The organism is Quatrionicoccus australiensis (assembly GCF_020510425.1).
GTDB classification, from domain to species: Bacteria; Pseudomonadota; Gammaproteobacteria; order Burkholderiales; family Rhodocyclaceae; genus Azonexus; species Azonexus australiensis_A.
In genome coordinates this window covers 716,831-733,661 of record NZ_JAHBAH010000001.1, presented here as the reverse complement: position 1 = coordinate 733,661, position 16,831 = coordinate 716,831, and the positions used below count along the sequence as shown (strand labels likewise).

At 59.5% G+C, this 16,831-nt stretch carries 16 protein-coding genes; 10 read left to right on the top strand and 6 right to left on the bottom strand.

Going from position 1 to position 16,831, the window contains the following annotated elements:
• The first annotated feature begins 172 nt into the window (after positions 1 to 172).
• The 6 genes from KIG99_RS03655 (at position 173) to KIG99_RS03630 (ending at position 7,951) form a co-directional block, all read left to right on the top strand.
• On the top strand, positions 173 to 1,462 hold the full coding sequence (locus KIG99_RS03655; RefSeq protein WP_226458902.1) for an O-acetylhomoserine aminocarboxypropyltransferase: 1,290 nt from the start codon (positions 173 to 175) through the stop codon (positions 1,460 to 1,462).
• A gap of 2 nt (positions 1,463 to 1,464) precedes the next feature.
• A complete protein-coding gene (locus KIG99_RS03650; RefSeq protein ID WP_226458901.1) occupies positions 1,465 to 2,274 on the top strand; it encodes an alpha/beta fold hydrolase in 810 nt (269 codons plus the stop codon).
• A gap of 12 nt (positions 2,275 to 2,286) precedes the next feature.
• Positions 2,287 to 2,784: a GNAT family N-acetyltransferase gene (locus tag KIG99_RS03645; protein ID WP_226458900.1), complete on the top strand. Its 498-nt coding sequence runs from the start codon at positions 2,287 to 2,289 to the stop codon at positions 2,782 to 2,784.
• Positions 2,785 to 2,958: 174 nt separating this feature from the next.
• Positions 2,959 to 3,795 (top strand): phosphate/phosphite/phosphonate ABC transporter substrate-binding protein, encoded by an 837-nt coding sequence (locus KIG99_RS03640; RefSeq protein ID WP_226458899.1) that lies wholly within the window; start codon positions 2,959 to 2,961, stop codon positions 3,793 to 3,795.
• A gap of 172 nt (positions 3,796 to 3,967) precedes the next feature.
• Positions 3,968 to 5,947, top strand: coding sequence for an ATP-binding protein (locus KIG99_RS03635; RefSeq protein WP_226458898.1), 1,980 nt, complete (start codon positions 3,968 to 3,970; stop codon positions 5,945 to 5,947).
• Between the two features lie 3 nt (positions 5,948 to 5,950).
• Positions 5,951 to 7,951 carry an ATP-binding protein gene (locus KIG99_RS03630; protein ID WP_226458897.1) on the top strand — a complete coding sequence of 667 codons (2,001 nt, stop codon included), beginning with the start codon at positions 5,951 to 5,953 and terminating at the stop codon, positions 7,949 to 7,951.
• Positions 7,952 to 7,989: 38 nt separating this feature from the next.
• Here KIG99_RS03630 and KIG99_RS03625 read toward each other — a convergent pair whose 3' ends face one another.
• A complete protein-coding gene (locus KIG99_RS03625; protein WP_226461862.1) occupies positions 7,990 to 8,169 on the bottom strand; it encodes a hypothetical protein in 180 nt (59 codons plus the stop codon).
• Here KIG99_RS03625 and KIG99_RS03620 point away from each other — a divergent pair, their 5' ends adjacent.
• The gene (locus tag KIG99_RS03620; RefSeq protein ID WP_264180388.1) at positions 8,170 to 8,373 is read left to right on the top strand and encodes a response regulator; all 204 of its coding nucleotides are present in this window, start codon (positions 8,170 to 8,172) and stop codon (positions 8,371 to 8,373) included.
• A gap of 117 nt (positions 8,374 to 8,490) precedes the next feature.
• Here KIG99_RS03620 and KIG99_RS03615 read toward each other — a convergent pair whose 3' ends face one another.
• The 3 genes from KIG99_RS03615 to KIG99_RS03605 form a co-directional block, all read right to left on the bottom strand.
• The gene (locus tag KIG99_RS03615) at positions 8,491 to 9,837 is read right to left on the bottom strand and encodes a phenylacetate--CoA ligase family protein (protein WP_226458895.1); all 1,347 of its coding nucleotides are present in this window, start codon (positions 9,835 to 9,837) and stop codon (positions 8,491 to 8,493) included.
• Between the two features lie 217 nt (positions 9,838 to 10,054).
• The gene (locus KIG99_RS03610) at positions 10,055 to 10,378 is read right to left on the bottom strand and encodes an ArsR/SmtB family transcription factor (RefSeq protein WP_226458894.1); all 324 of its coding nucleotides are present in this window, start codon (positions 10,376 to 10,378) and stop codon (positions 10,055 to 10,057) included.
• A gap of 194 nt (positions 10,379 to 10,572) precedes the next feature.
• On the bottom strand, positions 10,573 to 11,088 hold the full coding sequence (locus tag KIG99_RS03605; RefSeq protein ID WP_226458893.1) for an RBBP9/YdeN family alpha/beta hydrolase: 516 nt from the start codon (positions 11,086 to 11,088) through the stop codon (positions 10,573 to 10,575).
• Between the two features lie 212 nt (positions 11,089 to 11,300).
• Between KIG99_RS03605 and KIG99_RS03600 the strand changes: the two genes are divergently transcribed.
• From KIG99_RS03600 to KIG99_RS03590, 3 genes are all read left to right on the top strand, one after another.
• Positions 11,301 to 12,194 (top strand): MetQ/NlpA family ABC transporter substrate-binding protein, encoded by an 894-nt coding sequence (locus KIG99_RS03600; protein ID WP_226458892.1) that lies wholly within the window; start codon positions 11,301 to 11,303, stop codon positions 12,192 to 12,194.
• A 73-nt stretch (positions 12,195 to 12,267) separates the two neighbouring features.
• Positions 12,268 to 13,302, top strand: coding sequence for a methionine ABC transporter ATP-binding protein (locus tag KIG99_RS03595; protein WP_226458891.1), 1,035 nt, complete (start codon positions 12,268 to 12,270; stop codon positions 13,300 to 13,302).
• Positions 13,299 to 14,006 carry a methionine ABC transporter permease gene (locus KIG99_RS03590; RefSeq protein ID WP_226458890.1) on the top strand — a complete coding sequence of 236 codons (708 nt, stop codon included), beginning with the start codon at positions 13,299 to 13,301 and terminating at the stop codon, positions 14,004 to 14,006. The genes KIG99_RS03595 and KIG99_RS03590 overlap by 4 nt, the downstream gene beginning before the upstream one ends.
• A gap of 243 nt (positions 14,007 to 14,249) precedes the next feature.
• Here KIG99_RS03590 and KIG99_RS03585 read toward each other — a convergent pair whose 3' ends face one another.
• Both KIG99_RS03585 and KIG99_RS03580 read right to left on the bottom strand, forming a co-directional pair.
• Positions 14,250 to 15,533, bottom strand: a complete 1,284-nt coding sequence (locus KIG99_RS03585) for a hypothetical protein (RefSeq protein WP_226458889.1) — start codon at positions 15,531 to 15,533, stop codon at positions 14,250 to 14,252.
• A 155-nt stretch (positions 15,534 to 15,688) separates the two neighbouring features.
• Positions 15,689 to 16,810 carry an acyl-CoA dehydrogenase family protein gene (locus KIG99_RS03580; RefSeq protein WP_226458888.1) on the bottom strand — a complete coding sequence of 374 codons (1,122 nt, stop codon included), beginning with the start codon at positions 16,808 to 16,810 and terminating at the stop codon, positions 15,689 to 15,691.
• Positions 16,811 to 16,831: the final 21 nt, after the last annotated feature.

Sequence of the window (16,831 nt, the reverse complement as noted above, 5' to 3'; positions counted from 1 at the left end):
AGGGGCGCAATTCTGGCACGCTTGGCCTGCCTTGCCACGCAAAATTGCAGTTTTTGGCGTGTTCACCGCTGCGGCTTCGCCAATAAATGCATAAGCAACAAAGAAATGCTGATTTGAAACATGGCAGCTGGCGCGTAGCATCGGCAGCCTGCAAACCATCCATGATCCCGCCATGAGCTATCGTTTCGACACCCTTTCCCTGCATGCCGGCCAGGTGCCCGACAGCCAGTACGGCGCGCGCGCCCAGCCGATCTACCTGAGTTCATCCTTCGTCTTCAAGGATGCCGATCAGGCCGCATCGCTGTTCAACATGGAGCGCGGCGGCCATGTCTATTCGCGCATTTCCAACCCGACCAATGCCGTCCTCGAAGAGCGCATGGCTGCCCTCGAAGGCGGCGTCGGCGGCATCGCCGTGGCTTCCGGCCAGGCTGCCATGCACCTCGCGATCACCACGCTGATGGGCGCCGGCGGCCATATCGTCGCCAGCCGCTCGCTCTATGGTGGCTCGCACAATCTGCTCGAATACACGCTGCCGCGCTTCGGCATCAACACCACCTTCGTCGATCCGCGCGACATCGATGCCTGGAAGAACGCGATCCGCCCGGAAACCCGGCTCTTCTTCGGCGAGACGCTGGGTAATCCCGGTCTCGACGTCCTCGACATCCCGCGCGTCTCGGCGCTGGCGCATGAACACGGCCTGCCGCTGCTGGTCGATTCGACCTTCACGACGCCTTATCTGTTGAAGCCTTTCGCTCACGGCGCCGACCTCGTCTTCCATTCCGCGACCAAGTTCCTCTCCGGCCACGGTACGGTGATTGGCGGCGTGGTTGTCGATTCCGGCGCCTTCGATTGGGCAAAGAGTGGCAAATTCCCGACCCTGGCCGAGCCGTACGAAGGCTTCCACGACATGGTGTTTACCGAGGAATCGACGGTCGCCGCCTTCCTGTTGCGCGCCCGGCGCGAGGGCGTGCGCGACTTCGGCGCCTGCCTCAGCCCGTTCAACGCCTTCCAGATCCTGCAGGGGCTGGAAACCCTGCCGTTGCGCATGGCCCGCCACATCGACAATACCCGCGCGGTGATTGCGCATCTGGCGAAGCAGGTCGGCTCAACGGTCGACGCCGTCAATCACCCCGATTTGCCGGAGCACCCGGACCACGCGCTGGCGCAAAAGCTGCTGCCCAAGGGCGCCAGCTCGGTATTCACCTTCAACCTCAGCGGCGGCCGCGCCGCCGGGCGCAAGTTCATCGAGGCGCTCAAGGTCTTTTCGCACCTCGCCAATGTCGGCGATGCCAAGTCGCTGGTCATCCACCCGGCCTCGACCACGCACTTCCGCATGTCGGACGAGGCGCTGGTCGCCGCCGGCATCCATCCCGGCACCATCCGCCTGTCGATCGGCCTCGAAGATCCGAGCGATTTGATCGAAGACATCAACCGCGGCCTTGCTGCCGCAGCGAGGGCCTGAGCATGAACATCACAGTCAACGGCCTATCCACCTACATTTACACGGGCGGCAAAAAACTGCTTCCTGAAGCGGTCGACCGCCAGCCAGTCGTCGTTTTCATCCACGGCGCGCAGCAGGACCATTCCTGCTGGACGCTGCAGAGCCGCTGGTTTGCACATCACGGGTTTTCGGTGCTCGCGCCCGATCTGCCCGGCCACGGCCAGAGTGCCGGCGAACCGCTCGCCTCCGTCGAAGCCATCGCCGACTGGATCGCCGCCTTGCTCGACGTGCTCGGTGTTGCCCAGGCAAACCTCGTCGGCCACAGCATGGGCTCGCTGGTCACGCTCGAATTCGCCGTGCGCCATGTCGCCCGCACCCGGCAGGCGGCCTTGATCGGCACCTCGCTGCCGATGCCGGTCGCGCCGGTGCTGCTCGATGCCGCGCGCGACAATGAACCGAAGGCGGCGGCGATGATCAACGACTGGTCGTATTCGGCCAGCGCCCAGATCGGCGGCAACACCGTGCCCGGCCTCTGGCTGCTTGGCGTCAACGAACGCCTGATGGCGCGCCAGAAGCCCGGCGTCTTCCATACCGACCTGGCTGCCTGCAACGCCTACACGCGCAGCGCGGAAAGCCTTTCAGCAATCGCGGCACCGGTGCTGATCGTCTCCGGCAGCCAGGACAAGATGACCTCGCCGAAAGCCGCCAAGGCGCTCCTCGCCAACATCCCCGGCGCCCGCCTGAGCACGGTCGACGGCAGCGGCCACGCGCTGATGGCGGAACGCCCGGATGCCGTGCTCGACGCGCTGATCGGCTTCATCGGCAAAGCCTGAGTGTTGCCGGAGATGCCCGATCTGCGCCTGCGCCAGGTTGAAGAGGGCGATCTCGAGCACTGCTACGCCATCGAGATCGCCGCCTACGAAGGCGACGAAGCGGCTACCCGGGAAAAGATCGCGACCCGCATCCGCGACTACCCGCAGGGCTTCGTCGTGCTCGAAAAGGCCGGGCAGGTGATCGGCTTCATCAACAGCGGCTGCGCCTACGAGGTGGTGATGTCCGACGAAGCCTTCAAGGAACTCGTCGGCCATCATCCGGACGCCCCCAACGTGGTCATCATGTCCGTCGTCGTCGCGCCGGAGCACCAGGGGCAGGGCCATTCAACGCGTTTGATGCGCCACTTCGTCGAACAGGCCTGGCGAAGCGGCAAGCAGACCATCCACCTGATGTGCAAGGACCGGCACATCGCGCTCTACCGGAAATTCGGCTACCGCTATGTCAGGCCGTCACCCTCGGAACACGGCGGGATGGCCTGGCATGAGATGGTGATGGCGCTGGGAGAATAGATTTCCAGCGGGGGTGTTGGCGGGTCCCGGCCACAAGCGGAAATTCACCCCATCCCGGTACTGGTCATTGAAACGGCCGCTGCACTCCGAGACCAGCAGTACGGGCAATTCACAGAGCTCGATATAATTCGGGAATATCGTGTCCAGTCATGGGCCGCTTTGAGCGAGAGCACTATGAAAACCTGTCGGTTCCGCCATTTTCTGGCTTGTGTTGCGTTGGCTTTTGCTATTCCTGCGGTTTCGTTGGCCGAAACCGTCTACAAATTCGGCGTGGTTCCCCAGTTCGAACCCCGGAAGCTCTCGGCGGTATGGTCGCCAATCCTGACCGAGCTGGAGAAACGGACGGGGTTCAGGTTCCTGATGGTGGGTTCGCCCCGCATCCCCGAATTCGAGGCGGAGTTTCAGGCCGGTCGATATGATTTCGCTTACATGAATCCTTTCCATGCGGTCGTGGCCCACAGTACGCAAAAATACGAGCCGATTGTGCGTGATGGGGCAGAGCTACTCTTCGGGATTCTGGTTGCCAGCAAGGAGGGAACGGTACATGAGGTGCGCGACCTCAATGGCAAGACCGTTGCCTTTCCCGCCCCGAATGCCTTCGGTGCTTCGCTGATGACCCGCGCCGAGTTGGATCGCCAGAAGGTCAAATTCCAGCCGTTATGGGCACAGACCCATACGTCGGCCTATCTCAATGTGGCACTGGGCAAGGCCGACGCGGCCGGCGGGATCATGGCTACCTTGAAGCAGCAACCTCAGGCAGTGCAGGACAAGCTTCAGATTATTTTCGAGACACGGCGCGCCGAACCGCATCCGGTCATGGCACATCCCAGCGTGCCGACAGCAGACATCGAAGCGGTACGCAAGGCGTTTCTCGACATGGCGGCAACGCCCGAAGGGGCGGCTATGCTGGCACAGGTGCCGATGCGGCAGGCGGTTGCGGCGTCATTTGATGACTACAAGGCCATCCGCCAGATGGGGCTGGAAAAATATTACGTCAAGGGTGGTGACTGAGCGTACGGTGCACTGGTACTGATCGATGTCCAATCTATCTCTACGTTTCAAGGTTATCCTGATCCTGGTTTTTTCGAGCCTGGTCGGCGATCTCGCGGTGCTTGGTTTTTGGCAACCGCGTTATCTCGCCAGCGAGATTCAGCGCGAACGCAATGCCAATTTCGACCATCTGGTGACGCTCGGTGACGCTATCACCCCCTTCCTGTTGCAAAACCAGCTTGCTGCTGTCTACGAGACGTTGGATGCAACGATGGCGCGGCAGCCGGAGTGGCTGTCACTGACACTCCGCGACAAGGGCGGGCAACTGCTTTATCCGCTCGAGCAGGGAGCGTCGAAAGAGGCCGAGCACGCCCATGAGCGCATAGAGCATGCCGTCGTATTGCGCAATGCAAGCATTGGTGTGCTCCAGCTGGTACTCGACACGGATGGCTTGCATGCCTCGATTCGCCGTCAGACCCTGATCATTCTTGCATTGCTCACTGCCGGCTTTCTCCTGTCGGCGCTGCTGATTGCTCTGTCTCTCGATCTGTTTGTCGGACGTCGTACCCGTCTGCTGGTTAATGCAGCGCGGGAATTCGGCAAAGGGAATCTGGCCTTTGCCGTTCCTGGCCAAAGCCGGGATGAACTGGGGCAACTGGCCGACGCGCTCAACCAGATGCGTCAGGAAATCCTGGCCAAGGAGCACTTGCTGATTGCGGCGCGCGAGGCAGCCGAGTCTGCCAACCAGGCGAAATCCCTGTTTCTTGCCACCATGTCGCACGAAATCCGCACACCGATGAACGGAATTCTGGGCATGGCCCAGTTGCTCCTGTCGCCAGGCCTGAAAGCACACGAGCGGGAAGATTTCGCGCGCATCATCCTCAATTCCGGGCAGACGCTGCTCGCTTTGCTTAACGACATTCTCGATCTTTCCAAGGTTGAGGCGGGTAAGTTGAAACTGGAAAGCATTACCTTCGATCCGCAACAATTGCTTCACGAAGTGGTGGCCCTGTTCTCCGAAGCAGCAGAGCAAAAAGGGCTGAGCATTGCGCAAGAATGGCACGGGCAGGGCGGCAGTCGATACCAGGCCGACCCGTTTCGGATACGGCAGATGCTGGGCAATCTGCTCAGCAACGCGATCAAGTTTACCGAAACCGGCTGGGTGCGCATTGAGGGACGTGTCGTGCAGTGCGATGCTGCTGCAGCGGTGCTGGAATTTGCGGTTGCCGATACCGGTATCGGGATTCCCGAAGATCGACGCCAAAGGCTGTTTCAGCCCTTTTCCCAGGTTGATAGCTCGACGACGCGACAGTTTGGTGGCACCGGTCTGGGCCTATCGATCATCCGCAGCCTTGCGACGGCGATGGGCGGCGAAGTCGGCCTCGAAAGCGAACCGGGAAGTGGCTCAAGGTTCTGGTTCCGGGTTCAGGCGCGTCTTCTCGATGCCGGTGCCGACACCCGTCGAACACCGCGTCAGGCAAGTCCGGCCAAGGCCTCGGACGACGGTGTGCCCGCACTGCATGGCAGCGTTCTGGTCGTCGATGACAATAAAACCAATCGTTACGTCATCGCGCAGATGCTCGAAAAGCTCGGCTTGTCCGTCAGTTTTGCCGAGAACGGCCAGCAGGCTGTCGATTTGGTCTTTGCCGGGGCGCGTCCAGACCTGGTGCTGATGGATATTCAGATGCCGATCATGGACGGGTTTGACGCGACCCGCATGATCCGTCAGCGCGAAGCTGCAGAAGGACGGTTACGCCTGCCGATAATTGCCTTGACCGCCGATGCGTTCGAAGATGACCGTCAGCATTCTCTGGATGCCGGCATGGACGATTTCCTGACAAAACCGGTCGTACTCAAGTCGCTGCGCAGCGTCCTGATGCAGCGTTTGCTGCCGCATCACGAAGGGATTGCCGGCATCTCTGTTGCATCGTCCGGTGAGGCGTGCCAGATCGACGCTGCCGGTCTCGATGCGCTGATCAGCGAAATCGATGGATTGCTGAGAGAGAATAAGTTTGAGGCGATCGGACGTTTCCGCGAGTTGCAGATCATGTTGAAAGGACATCCAGTGGCACCTGAAATTCAGGAGCTTTCCGGCCTGGTCAATGCATTCAGGTTTGACTCGGCCTTGGCTGGCTTGCACAAGATGGCCATCGCGAACGGATGGGAAAAATAAGGGATGAGAGAAACCAAGCCGGTCATTCTGGCAATAGACGACACCCCGGCCAACCTGATGACGCTGGGCTCGGCCCTAGTCGGCGAATTCGATCTGCGTATCAGCACGTCCGGGATGCATGGACTGGAATTGGCTGCGACGATTCGGCCCGATCTGATCCTGCTAGATGTCATGATGCCGGAGATGGATGGCTTTGAAGTATGCCGGCGTCTGAAGGCGGATGAACAACTGAAGCTGATCCCGGTTATTTTCATTACCGCGCTGTCGGATACCGAATCCGAATCGCGAGGTCTGGCATTGGGTGCCGCTGATTTTCTGGCTAAGCCACTTAACATCGGCATCGCCCGTCAGCGCATCAGGAATCTGATCGATCGGGAAACCCTGCGTCAGCAAGTAGCAATGCAACGGGATCAGCTGGCCAGCCAGCTCGAAACCTTGCGCAATCTGTCCACGGCGGTCGAGCAAAGCCCTGCCTCGGTGGTGATCACCGACCTTGAAGCCTGCATCCAGTATGTCAATCCGCGCTTCACTGAAGTGACCGGTTACAGTTCTGCGGAGGCTATGGGTCAGAATCCCCGAATCCTGCAGTCAGGCAAGACGGACAAGGCAACCTACGAGAAAGTCTGGAACGCCCTGAGCGCAGGCGAACCCTGGAAGGGGGACTTGTTCAACAAGCGCAAGAATGGTGAGTTCTATTGGGAAGAGGCACAGATTGCGCCGGTCAAGAATCCGGCGGGTGACATCACGCATTATGTTGCGGTCAAGACCGATATCACCCTGCGCAAGCAGCTTGAGCTGGCCAAGGACGAGTTGCTCGACCGCCTCCGGAAGATTGCCAGCCGGGTTCCCGGTGTAGTCTATCAATACCGCTTGCGGCCTGACGGCACGTTCTGCTTTCCCTTTGCCAGCGAGGCGATCCGGCAAATTTACCGGGTAAGTCCGGAAAGCGTGCTCGATGATGCATCAGCTGTCCATGCCATCCTGCATCCCGATGACTACGCGGCTATCGTTGCCTCCATCCAGCGCTCGGCTGAAACACTGACGCCTTGGCGCCACGAGTATCGGGTTCGTTTCGAGGATGCTACTGTGCGTTGGCTGTTTGGTGATGCCTTGCCGGAACGGGAGGCCGATGGTGGCACGCTTTGGCATGGATTCATCACCGATGTGACCGAGCGCAAGCAGATCGAGGCGGAACTGGCCGATCATCGAGCCCACCTCGAAGCGATGGTCCAGGTGCGAACGCTGGATCTTTCGATCGCCAAGGAGGCGGCCGAAGCGGCCAGCCGGGCGAAGTCGACTTTCCTCGCCACGATGAGTCATGAACTGCGCACGCCGCTCAATGGCATCATCGGCTTGACCGGGTTGGCTGCGCGCCGTACCACCGACGAACGGGTCAAGGATATGCTCGGCAAGGTCGACCGCTCATCACATCAACTGCTGGCGATCATCAATGACATCCTCGATATCTCAAAAATCGAGGCGGAACGGCTGACGCTGGCGATGGTCGATTTCCGGCTGGGTGAGGTGCTGGACAACGTACAGCGCCTGATTGCTCCGAAGGCAACTGAAAAGGGGCTTTTTTTCGATGTAGACCGCAGCATGGGCATTGCCGACTTGCCAGTACGGGGGGATCCGTTGCGGCTGGGGCAGGTGCTTCTGAATCTGCTTGGCAATGCTGTCAAATTTACCGCCGAAGGCCGTGTCACGACTTCGGTCGAATTGGTTGAGGCGTTTCCGGATGCTGTTTCGATTCGCTTTCGGGTCACAGATACCGGTGTCGGCATTGCCCCGGAAGATCAAAAACGTCTGTTCTCCGCTTTTGAACAGGCCGACGGGTCGATGACCCGCAGGTATGGTGGCACTGGCCTGGGTCTCGCCATTACCAAGCGCTTGGTGCAACTGATGGGGGGCGAGATCTGTGTAGAAAGTGAAGTTGGCCAGGGCAGCACGTTCTGGCTCACAGTGCGGCTCGGCAAGGCCATGGATGCATCCCGCCAGCGCTGACTATTAACGAAAAGACTGCGGCTGAACGCCGGCTTGGCCTATACGCCGGCACCCGCATCCTGGTCGCCGAAGCCGAGCCGATAAATCAGGAGGTTTCGCGTGTCCTGCTTGAAGACGCCGGCCTTCTGGTTGATCTGGCGGAGGATGGGCCACAAGCCATTGAATTGACGAAATAAAATACCTGCGCCCTGATCTTGATGGACATGCAGTTGCCTCATTTGAACGGCGTCGAATCAACCTTGGCGATCCGGGCGCTCCCCGCTTACGCGCAAACACCAATTCTGGCGATAACCGCCAATGCCTTTGAGGAAAATCGCCAGGTCTGTCTTGATGCCGGCATGAACGATCACATCGCCAAGCCGGTCGATCCGGACAAGCTGTACGAGACTTTGCTGGCGTGGTTGGAGAAGCGTGGTAACTGAACGGCGGCTCGTCCTTGGTTACCTGCCGTCGAACATCTGACTGATCGACCGTCCTCTGTGGGCACCTAGCCGCCCGACATTCAACAAAAAGCCCGGCCAAGCCGGGCTTTTCCTTTCTCAGCTCCAGACGTGCTGGCGTCTGTCTTCGACCCGTTTTGCCTTGTGCGTGGCACGCGGCAAGGTGTCGGGCGGCAGGATGACGATGCGGGCGCTGACGCCGGTGATCGACTTGAGGTGGCCGGCGAAGCGGCTGGCCAATTCGGCGTCTTTTGATGGGTCTACCGCTGCGCGTTCGATTTCGACGGTCAGGATGTCGAGATGGTTGTCGCGTTCGACGATCAGCTTGTATTCGCCGCTCAGGTCGTGGTCCTTGCGGGCGATGGCTTCGATGTCGCTGGGGAAGATGTTCACGCCCTTGATGATCAGCATGTCGTCGAGGCGACCGTGCGTGCCGAGCATGCGCTGCGAGGTGCGGCCGCAGGTGCAGGCTTCGTTGGTGAAGGAGACGATGTCGCCGGTGCGGAAGCGGATCATCGGTCGCGCCGATTTCTTCAGCGTGGTCAGCACCAGTTCGCCGCGTTCGCCTTCGGCGACCGGCTCCTGGGTTTCCGGATCGAGCACTTCGACCAGAATGTGGTCCTCGGCCCAGTGCAGGCCGTGCTGCTCTTCGCACATGCCGGCGCAGGAGCCGAAGATGTCGGACAGGCCGTAATAGTCATAGACCTTGGCGCCCCACAGCGCTTCGATGCGCTGGCGGGTTTCCGGGATCGAACCGCCGGGTTCGCCGGCAACGAAGATGCGCTTGATCGCCAGGTCCTTCTTTGGATCGATGCCTTCCTTGATCGCCGTCTCGCCGAGATACCAGGCGTAGGAGGGCGTCGTCCAGATGGCGGTGGCCTGGAACTGTTTGGCAATCGCGAGCAGGCGTTCCGACGGCACGGTGCCGGCGTGGATGGACAGCGCGCCGAGCTTCTGGGCGCCAAGCACGCACGGTCCACCGACAAAAAGGGAGAAATTCAGCGAATGGCAGTAGCGGTCGTCCGGGCGCAGGCCGGATGACCAGAACTGGCGGGCTTCGTAGTCCATCCAGTCTTCGAAGTCCTGGGCCGTGAACGGCGAGGCGGTCGGCACGCCGGTCGAGCCGCTGGAGGCCGAAATATAGACGATATCGCGTTCGGGCACGGCGACCAGATCGCCGAAGGGCGGCAGGGCTTCCTGGCGTTCGCGCAGTACCTTCTTCTCGATGAACGGGAAGCGCCGGATGTCGGTCAGCGACTTGACGTCGTCCGGATGCACGCCGGCTGCGTCGAAGCTGGCCTTGTAATACGGCGAGTTGGCGTAGGCGTGCTGCAGGTGCTTTTGCAGCAGGTCGAGCTTGAGGGCATCCCAGTCGGCGCGCGATTGGGTTTCCAGTTTTTCGTCCCAGTAGGGGCGGTCGATGGCGGTGTTGGCTGGTTTGGTCATGGGGCTGTTCCCGTTATGTTTGCCCGCATTTTCCTGCGCCGCTCCCGCCCGGGGAACGACGCGATTCTTATGTGCTTATAGCAAACCGCAGGGGTTGTCCTGGGGCGGACGGAAACGGGAATTCATCCCCAATTTCTGTGGATAAGTCTGGGGGAAGACACTTGGCAGCCTGGCCAAGCGCTTGTCGCAGCAGGGTTTTGCCTGCTCCGCCCAAAAATCAGGCGTTGTCTTCCGGGCAGTAGATCTGCTGCAGCATGCCGATGATTTCGCTCAGGCGCTGGTCGGCGATGGCGTAGTACACGCGATTGCCTTCCTTGCGCGACCGGAGCAGATCCTGGTTGTGGAGCAGGTTGAGGTGCTGCGAAATATTGGGCTGGGTGGTGCCCAGCTCCTGGCAGATCTCGGTCACGGTGCGCTCACCCGGCCCGAGCAGGCAGACGATGGCGAGGCGCAGCGGATGAGCGATCGCCTTGAAGCGGCTGGCAACCGGTTCGATCTGGTCGCTGCGGATCAGCCTGGTAATGGGTTTTGACTCAGCCATGTCTGACCTTGGCGGCAAAAACGGGCCCAAATACCACGTCGACCGCCTGACTGATGGCACCAGGTGCTGTAGCGGTCGACCAGTAAAAAAGGCGCAATTTGCAGCTCGCGAATAATGAATGCCTGCCAGTGTAGGCAGGCTTTTCATATTCAAAAAGAATGATTCGTTAGATGTTTATCGTACAAAAGCATAAGTCAGGCGGCAGCGCGCAATTGGGCGAAGAACTCCAGCCCCTGCGGCCACGGCCCATGCCCGGAATCGACATTGATATGGCCGGCGGCGCCGATGTTGCGGTAATCGCTGCCCCACTGGCCGGCCCAGTATTGCGCGACATCGCCCTTGACCCATGGATCGTTGCTGCTTGCCACGACCAGGCTGGGAAAGGCGAGTTTCTCTTCGAGCAGCGCCACCGGTTCGCCAAAGCGGTTCGGGTCGGCCGGCGCGACGAGCAGGGCGCCGAGAATCTGGCCGGCGCGCTCGAAACCGGCCGTCACCGAGGCGAGGCAGCCAAAGCTGTGGGCGACGATCCAGACCGGCTCGCCGATCGCGTCGATATCCTGGCGCACGCGGTTCGCCCAGTCGGAAAGACAGGTACGCTCCCAGTCGGCCTGCTCGACGCGATGGGTGTCCGGCAGTTGCTCCTCGAACCAGCTTTGCCAGTGCGCCGGCCCGCTGTTGCGCAGACCGGGCACGATCAGGATCTTGGCCATGGTTTTTCCATCCGTGAATGATTTATTCGCCGATTCTCCGGGCGCCGCCGGCTCGCGGGAAAGACTATTTTTGCATGTGCTTATAGCCCGCCTTGGGGGTAGGGCAGTCAATGCGACCTGCGCGCTTCCCGTATAAGCAAAGACGTTTTTCTTCGTTTTTTTCCCTTTGCCGCTTCCGTAGCATGGGCCTCGTTTTCTCATTCGGAGGTTTTATGCGTACCCCTTTCCAGTCCTTCATCCGCAAGTCCCTGCGTACCACCTTGTTCCTCGCCGCCACCGCCGTTGCCGGCAGCGCCCTGGCCCAGATCACGCCCAAGACCATCGTTTTCGGCGTCGCGCCGGGCCCCTACGGTGATCTGCTCAAGGTCGCCGTCCAGCCCGGCCTGGAAAAGAAGGGCTACAAGATCGTCTACAAGGAATTCAGCGACTACGTGCAGCCCAACCTGGCACTGGCCAACGGCAGCATCGACGCCAACCTGTTCCAGCACCGCCTCTACCTCGACAAGTTCTCGGCCGACAAGGGCCTCAAGCTGTCGCCCGTGATCAACGTGCCGACCGCCGGCCTCGGCCTGTACTCGAGCAAGATCAAGTCGGTCGACCAGCTGAAGAAGGGCGATATCGTCACGCTGGCCAACGACCCGACCAACCTGGCGCGCGCCCTGCGTTTCCTCGGCAAGCTCGGCATCATCACCTTCAAGAAGGACATCGATCCGCTGACCGCCTCCGAGAAGGACATCGAGCAGAACCCGCTCGGCCTCGTCTTCAAGCCGCTCGAAGCCGCTCAGCTGCCGCGCACGCTGGATAGCGCGACGGCCGCCGTGGTCAATGGCAACTTCGCCATCGCCGCCGGTCTCAGCCTGTCGTCTGCCCTGAAGCTCGAAGAGCTCGACGAGAACATCAAGAACCTGGTGGCCGTGAAGACCGACGACCTGAACAAGCCTTTCGTTCAGGACATCAAGCAGGTCATCGAGTCGCCCGAGTTCCTCGCCGCCATCGACGATCCGAAGCACATCTTCAAGGAATTCCAGAAGCCGGAATGGCTCAAGGAAAAAGCCCGCGCCCAGGCCGCAGCCGCTGCCTCGGCCAAGGGCAAGACCCGCAAGTAATCAGACGCTGCCTGCGCCCGGAAAAGGCCGGCCCGCCCGGCCTTTTTTCATTCATGCCCGAGGTTTTTGCACCATGATCCAGTTACAGAACATCCAGGTCGATTTCGCCGTGCGCGGCCAGCGCGTCCAGGCGGTCGACGACGTTTCGCTGAGCATTTCGCCCGGCGAAGTCTTCGGCATCGTCGGCGCCAGTGGCGCCGGCAAGAGCACGCTGCTACGCGTCATCAACCTGCTCGAACGCCCGCGCGCCGGCCGCGTCGTCATCAACGGCCGCGACATCACCGATCTGCGCGGCGGTGCGCTGCGCAAGGAGCGCCACAAGATCGGCATGATCTTCCAGCACTTCAACCTGATGCACACCCGCACCGTGTACGACAACGCCGCCTACGCGCTGCGCGTTGCCGGCAAGAGCCAGGCCGAGATCGACCAGCGCGTGCCCGAGATCCTGCGGCTGGTCGGCCTCGAGGACAAGGCGCAGGCCTATCCGGCGCAGCTCTCCGGCGGCCAGAAGCAGCGCGTCGGCATCGCCCGCGCCGTCGCCAACCACCCGGAAGTATTGCTCTGCGACGAGCCGACCTCGGCCCTCGACCTCGAAACCTCGGCCGCGATCCTTGAACTGCTGCGCGAGATCAACCAACGCCTGGGCATCACCATCGTGCTCATCTCGCACGAAATGGCGGTGATCAAGAAGATCTGCACGCGCGTTGCCGTCATGGAAGGCGGCAAGGTCATCGAGCAGGGCGAGGCCTACGACATCTTTGCGACGCCGCAGCAGCCGTTCACGCGCCAGCTGGTCGAACACACCTTCAACCTCGACCTGCCGGCGCATCTCACCGACGAGCAGGACGGAACGCTGCTAAAGCTGCTCTTCCTCGGCGACCAGGCCGAAGACGGCGTGCTCTCGGCCGCCGCCATCGAATACGGCGTTGCGGTGAACCTGCTGCACGGCAAGATCGAATACATCGGCCACCGCGCCGTCGGCATCCTCATCGTCCGCCTCAACGACACGCCGCAGGCGGCCGGCCGCGCCGAACCCTTCGCCACACGCCTGGCCGACGCCATCGCCTTCATTTCCAACCACGCATCGCAAGTCGAGGTGCTGTCATGATCGAACAATGGATTACCGGCCACTTCTCGCCGGAACTGGCCAAACAGATACTTGAGCTTTCCGCCGACCTGGCGCACGCCTTCGGCGAAACCTTCATCATGGTCAGCATCTCCAGCCTGTTTGCCGTCCTCGGCGGCCTGCCGCTCGGCTTCCTGCTCCACGTCACCAGCCGCAAGCTGTTCTGGCGCAACCGCCTGGCCAACGTCACCGGCAACTTCCTGGTCAATGTGCTGCGCTCGATTCCCTTCGTCATCCTGCTCGTGCTGCTCCTGCCGCTGACACAATGGGTGCTCGGTACAACGATCGGCCCGACTGCTGCCGCCGTGCCGCTCTCGGTCGCCGCCATCGCCTTCTACGCCCGCCTCGTCGAAGCCTCGCTGTGCGAGGTTGATTCCGGCATCATCGAAGCCGCCGAAGCCTTCGGCACCAGCCCGCTGCGCATCATCGCCACCGTCCTCTTCCCCGAAGCGCTACCCGGCTTCCTGCGCGGCCTGACCGTCACTCTGATCAGCCTGGTCGGCTACTCCGCGATGGCCGGCATCGTCGGCGGCGGCGGGGTCGGCGACCTCGCCATCCGCTTTGGTTACTACCGCTACCAGACCGACGTGATGGTCGTCACCGTCATCGCCCTGGTCATCCTGGTCCAGGTGATGCAGGTGCTCGGCGACTGGCTGGCGGTGCGTTCGGACAAGAAGGACATCTGAACGGTCGACGGCTGAATATAGGCAAAAATGAAAGCCCCGGTTGGCGCCATCTTGGGGGATGGGCTGGCCGGGGATGGGCGATAGAGGGACTAAGAAATTGCGTATTTGTTGAATTCCGCGAAAACACACTTGCCGATATTTATTTTGTGGTGGTAATTGAAATTTAATTTCATTAAAAACCGATTGGTAAATTAAAATTTTTGCGCTTGTTGTGCTTAATTAAACGTACTCACTGCGCAGGAGTTATTCCTTCTCTATTTCAGCAAGTCGCTGCTTTAAAAGGTTAATTGATTCGCGAGCCATATTAACTGATGAATTTATTAGTGGGGATAAGTCATTTAATGTGCTATCTACTACTTTTGCAATATATGGATCCTTGAATGGTTGGTTCTTGCAACTTGCTAACCAATTGTGTAGTGGGAGCCAATTTGTATTTAATTTGGTAATGGTCTCGTCGATTTTGTTTATGCAGTTGCTTATGCGTCCGGCTCGCTCGAATTTTAGTGATGGGTCTAATTCCATTATTTGTTTTATTATGTTTTTTACATCTTTGCAGTTTTCTATTACCAACGTGTTTGCCGAGCGTACTTGCTCGACTTGTCGCTTCGCCCAGTCTCCCAACTCGCATCCGATTAAATCGTCCTCAAGCCGATTTTTAATCTCTTCGGAAGAGAGATCATGCATCAAAATGTCCCGTTCCAATATTTCAAGAACGCTCAGTCGTTCTTGTCTATGGATGCCCGAAAGAATAACCTCTAAACAGGGTGGGATTAACGCAATTGAGCCACTTAGAAGCAAAACCGGCTCGAAAATTGTCGCAGGTATATAACGTAGGCCTGTTAAAAAATAGTAAATCGTCATGCAAATGAACGTTGCACATATAAATAACTGAATGGAAAAAACCGAATTGCCAGCTGGAATTAATACAAAAGGTGGCCAAAATCCATTTTTCTTAACATATTTATCGATATATATTACTGCTCCAGATGTTGTTGTTCCGACAAACAACAAAAATATAGATACGGAACTTAAAAATCGATAATTTAAATCAGATAATTCTGGTATGTTCAACCATGCCTGAAAAGATAAAAATGCTGCAGGAAAGAAAGATACAAAAATAATTAGAAGCGATAATTTTTTCCCCGCTCTTGCTGTAGCATTTGTTTGTCGGAAGCTATAAGGTGAAACATGTCGGCTAATACCAAGGCTTTGGTAAAGAAAAAACACAAAAAATGAGAGCGTTGTTAAGTAAGAGCAATTAAGCCATAAGTATGTCCAGCTCGGTTCTGCGGCTTCTTTTAATTTTGCAAACATTGGCACAGACTGCCATGCGATGTACGCGACCCCACCCAAAAGGGCCCATCTGGTAATGCCAGTGCGTTGTTCTCGCTCCGAAATTCGTTCGTGTAGTTTTTGGATGTACTCAAGATATTGACTGACTTGTCTATCCTCTCTTTGATCCATATCTACTAGTTGCTCCTTTGATTTAATTAAGGAATTTTCGTTATTTAAGTCAGCGAACAACATTTGGGTAGGTCTCTGTTTTTATGGTGAATGCACTATTCTAAACGCATCTTCTCCTTGTGGTTTGAGTCGATTAGGCTCGAAGTTTTCCTTACAAAATTAACGTCAAAAAATGCCGGGTCACCCCGGCTTTTTCGCAACTATTTCCGGTATCCCCGTTACAACTTCCCCTCCCGCCGCGCAATCTCCCGCCGCAGATGCTTCAGCGATGGCGTCACGATGGCGACGAAGTAGGCCTCGCGCAGGCGCCGTTGTGGCGCGGCCGTGCGCAGGTAGCCGCGCGCGCCTTGATGCAGCATGGCGGCGTTGGCGGCGCGCAGCGAGAGTTCGCCGCCGGCCAGGCGCAGGCGCAGCACTTCGGTGAGCAGGCCGGGCAGGGTTTCCGGGGCCGGGCCGGCGTCGAGTTGGGCGGCGAGGCGGAAGGTTTCGGCTTCGGCGCCGCTCAGGGCGGCTTGTAGTTCCTCAACCTGGTCGTCCTCGAAGCAGTTGATGTGCTGGTGGGTGCGGCCGGCGCGCTCGATCAGCGCGATGCAGTCGCGGATCAGGCCGAGGCCCATGCCGAGCTGCGCGAGGATCATGCCGGGCTGGATGCGTTGCAGATAGGTCGCGGCGTGCTCGGGATGGGCGAGGACGCGGCTGTCGTCGATGCGTACGTTGCGGAACTGGCAGGCCAGGGTACGCGTGCCTTCGAGGGCGGTGAAGTGCGCGCCGTCGACGAGCTTGAAGCCTGCCTGGTTGCATTTGACGATGAAGAAAAGCAGGCGTCCGTCGCCGTCGACCGGGCAGCCGGTGACGAAGACATGGTCGTCGCCGAGGTTGGAAACCCAGGGCAGCGTGCCGTTGATTTCGTAGCCGCCCTCAACGCGACGGGCGGTGAGCAGGAAGCGCTCGATCTCGCAGCACGACTTGAAGGTGTTGGAGAGGCCGGTGCCGCCCAGTTGCCGGCCGGCGGCGAGCGCGGGCAGGAATTCTGCCTTGGCCACGGCGTTGTCGGACAGCTGGATGTAGCGCGCGCAGGCGGTCTGGCACCAGTGCGTGAAGGCGGTCGACAGGCAGGTTTCGCCGATTTTCGCCATCTGCGCGATGGTGTCGCCCAGGCCCTTGCCGCTGCCGCCGTATTCGGTGCCGACGACGCCGGCGAAGGCGCCGATCTGGCCGGCGGCGCGCAGGAAGGCTTCCGGGTATTCACCTTCGAGATCGATGGCGGTGACGCGCGGTGCCAGGTCGCGGGCAATCAGCGTTTCGAGGTCGAGCGTGACGGGTTCGGCTACGGTGGACATGTCTTTTTCCTTGAAAATGGG

What these genes read in the sequence shown, in the direction of transcription:
- KIG99_RS03655 (WP_226458902.1), top strand. Translation starts at nt 173, where the DNA reads ATGAGCTATCGTTTCGACACCCTTTCCCTGCATGCCGGCCAGGTGCCC.
- KIG99_RS03650 (WP_226458901.1), top strand. Translation starts at nt 1,465, where the DNA reads ATGAACATCACAGTCAACGGCCTATCCACCTACATTTACACGGGCGGC.
- KIG99_RS03645 (WP_226458900.1), top strand. Translation starts at nt 2,287, where the DNA reads ATGCCCGATCTGCGCCTGCGCCAGGTTGAAGAGGGCGATCTCGAGCAC.
- KIG99_RS03640 (WP_226458899.1), top strand. Translation starts at nt 2,959, where the DNA reads ATGAAAACCTGTCGGTTCCGCCATTTTCTGGCTTGTGTTGCGTTGGCT.
- KIG99_RS03630 (WP_226458897.1), top strand. Translation starts at nt 5,951, where the DNA reads ATGAGAGAAACCAAGCCGGTCATTCTGGCAATAGACGACACCCCGGCC.
- KIG99_RS03625 (WP_226461862.1), bottom strand. Translation starts at nt 8,169, where the DNA reads ATGAGGCAACTGCATGTCCATCAAGATCAGGGCGCAGGTATTTTATTT.
- KIG99_RS03615 (WP_226458895.1), bottom strand. Translation starts at nt 9,837, where the DNA reads ATGACCAAACCAGCCAACACCGCCATCGACCGCCCCTACTGGGACGAA.
- KIG99_RS03610 (WP_226458894.1), bottom strand. Translation starts at nt 10,378, where the DNA reads ATGGCTGAGTCAAAACCCATTACCAGGCTGATCCGCAGCGACCAGATC.
- KIG99_RS03605 (WP_226458893.1), bottom strand. Translation starts at nt 11,088, where the DNA reads ATGGCCAAGATCCTGATCGTGCCCGGTCTGCGCAACAGCGGGCCGGCG.
- KIG99_RS03600 (WP_226458892.1), top strand. Translation starts at nt 11,301, where the DNA reads ATGCGTACCCCTTTCCAGTCCTTCATCCGCAAGTCCCTGCGTACCACC.
- KIG99_RS03595 (WP_226458891.1), top strand. Translation starts at nt 12,268, where the DNA reads ATGATCCAGTTACAGAACATCCAGGTCGATTTCGCCGTGCGCGGCCAG.
- KIG99_RS03590 (WP_226458890.1), top strand. Translation starts at nt 13,299, where the DNA reads ATGATCGAACAATGGATTACCGGCCACTTCTCGCCGGAACTGGCCAAA.
- KIG99_RS03585 (WP_226458889.1), bottom strand. Translation starts at nt 15,533, where the DNA reads ATGTTGTTCGCTGACTTAAATAACGAAAATTCCTTAATTAAATCAAAG.
- KIG99_RS03580 (WP_226458888.1), bottom strand. Translation starts at nt 16,810, where the DNA reads ATGTCCACCGTAGCCGAACCCGTCACGCTCGACCTCGAAACGCTGATT.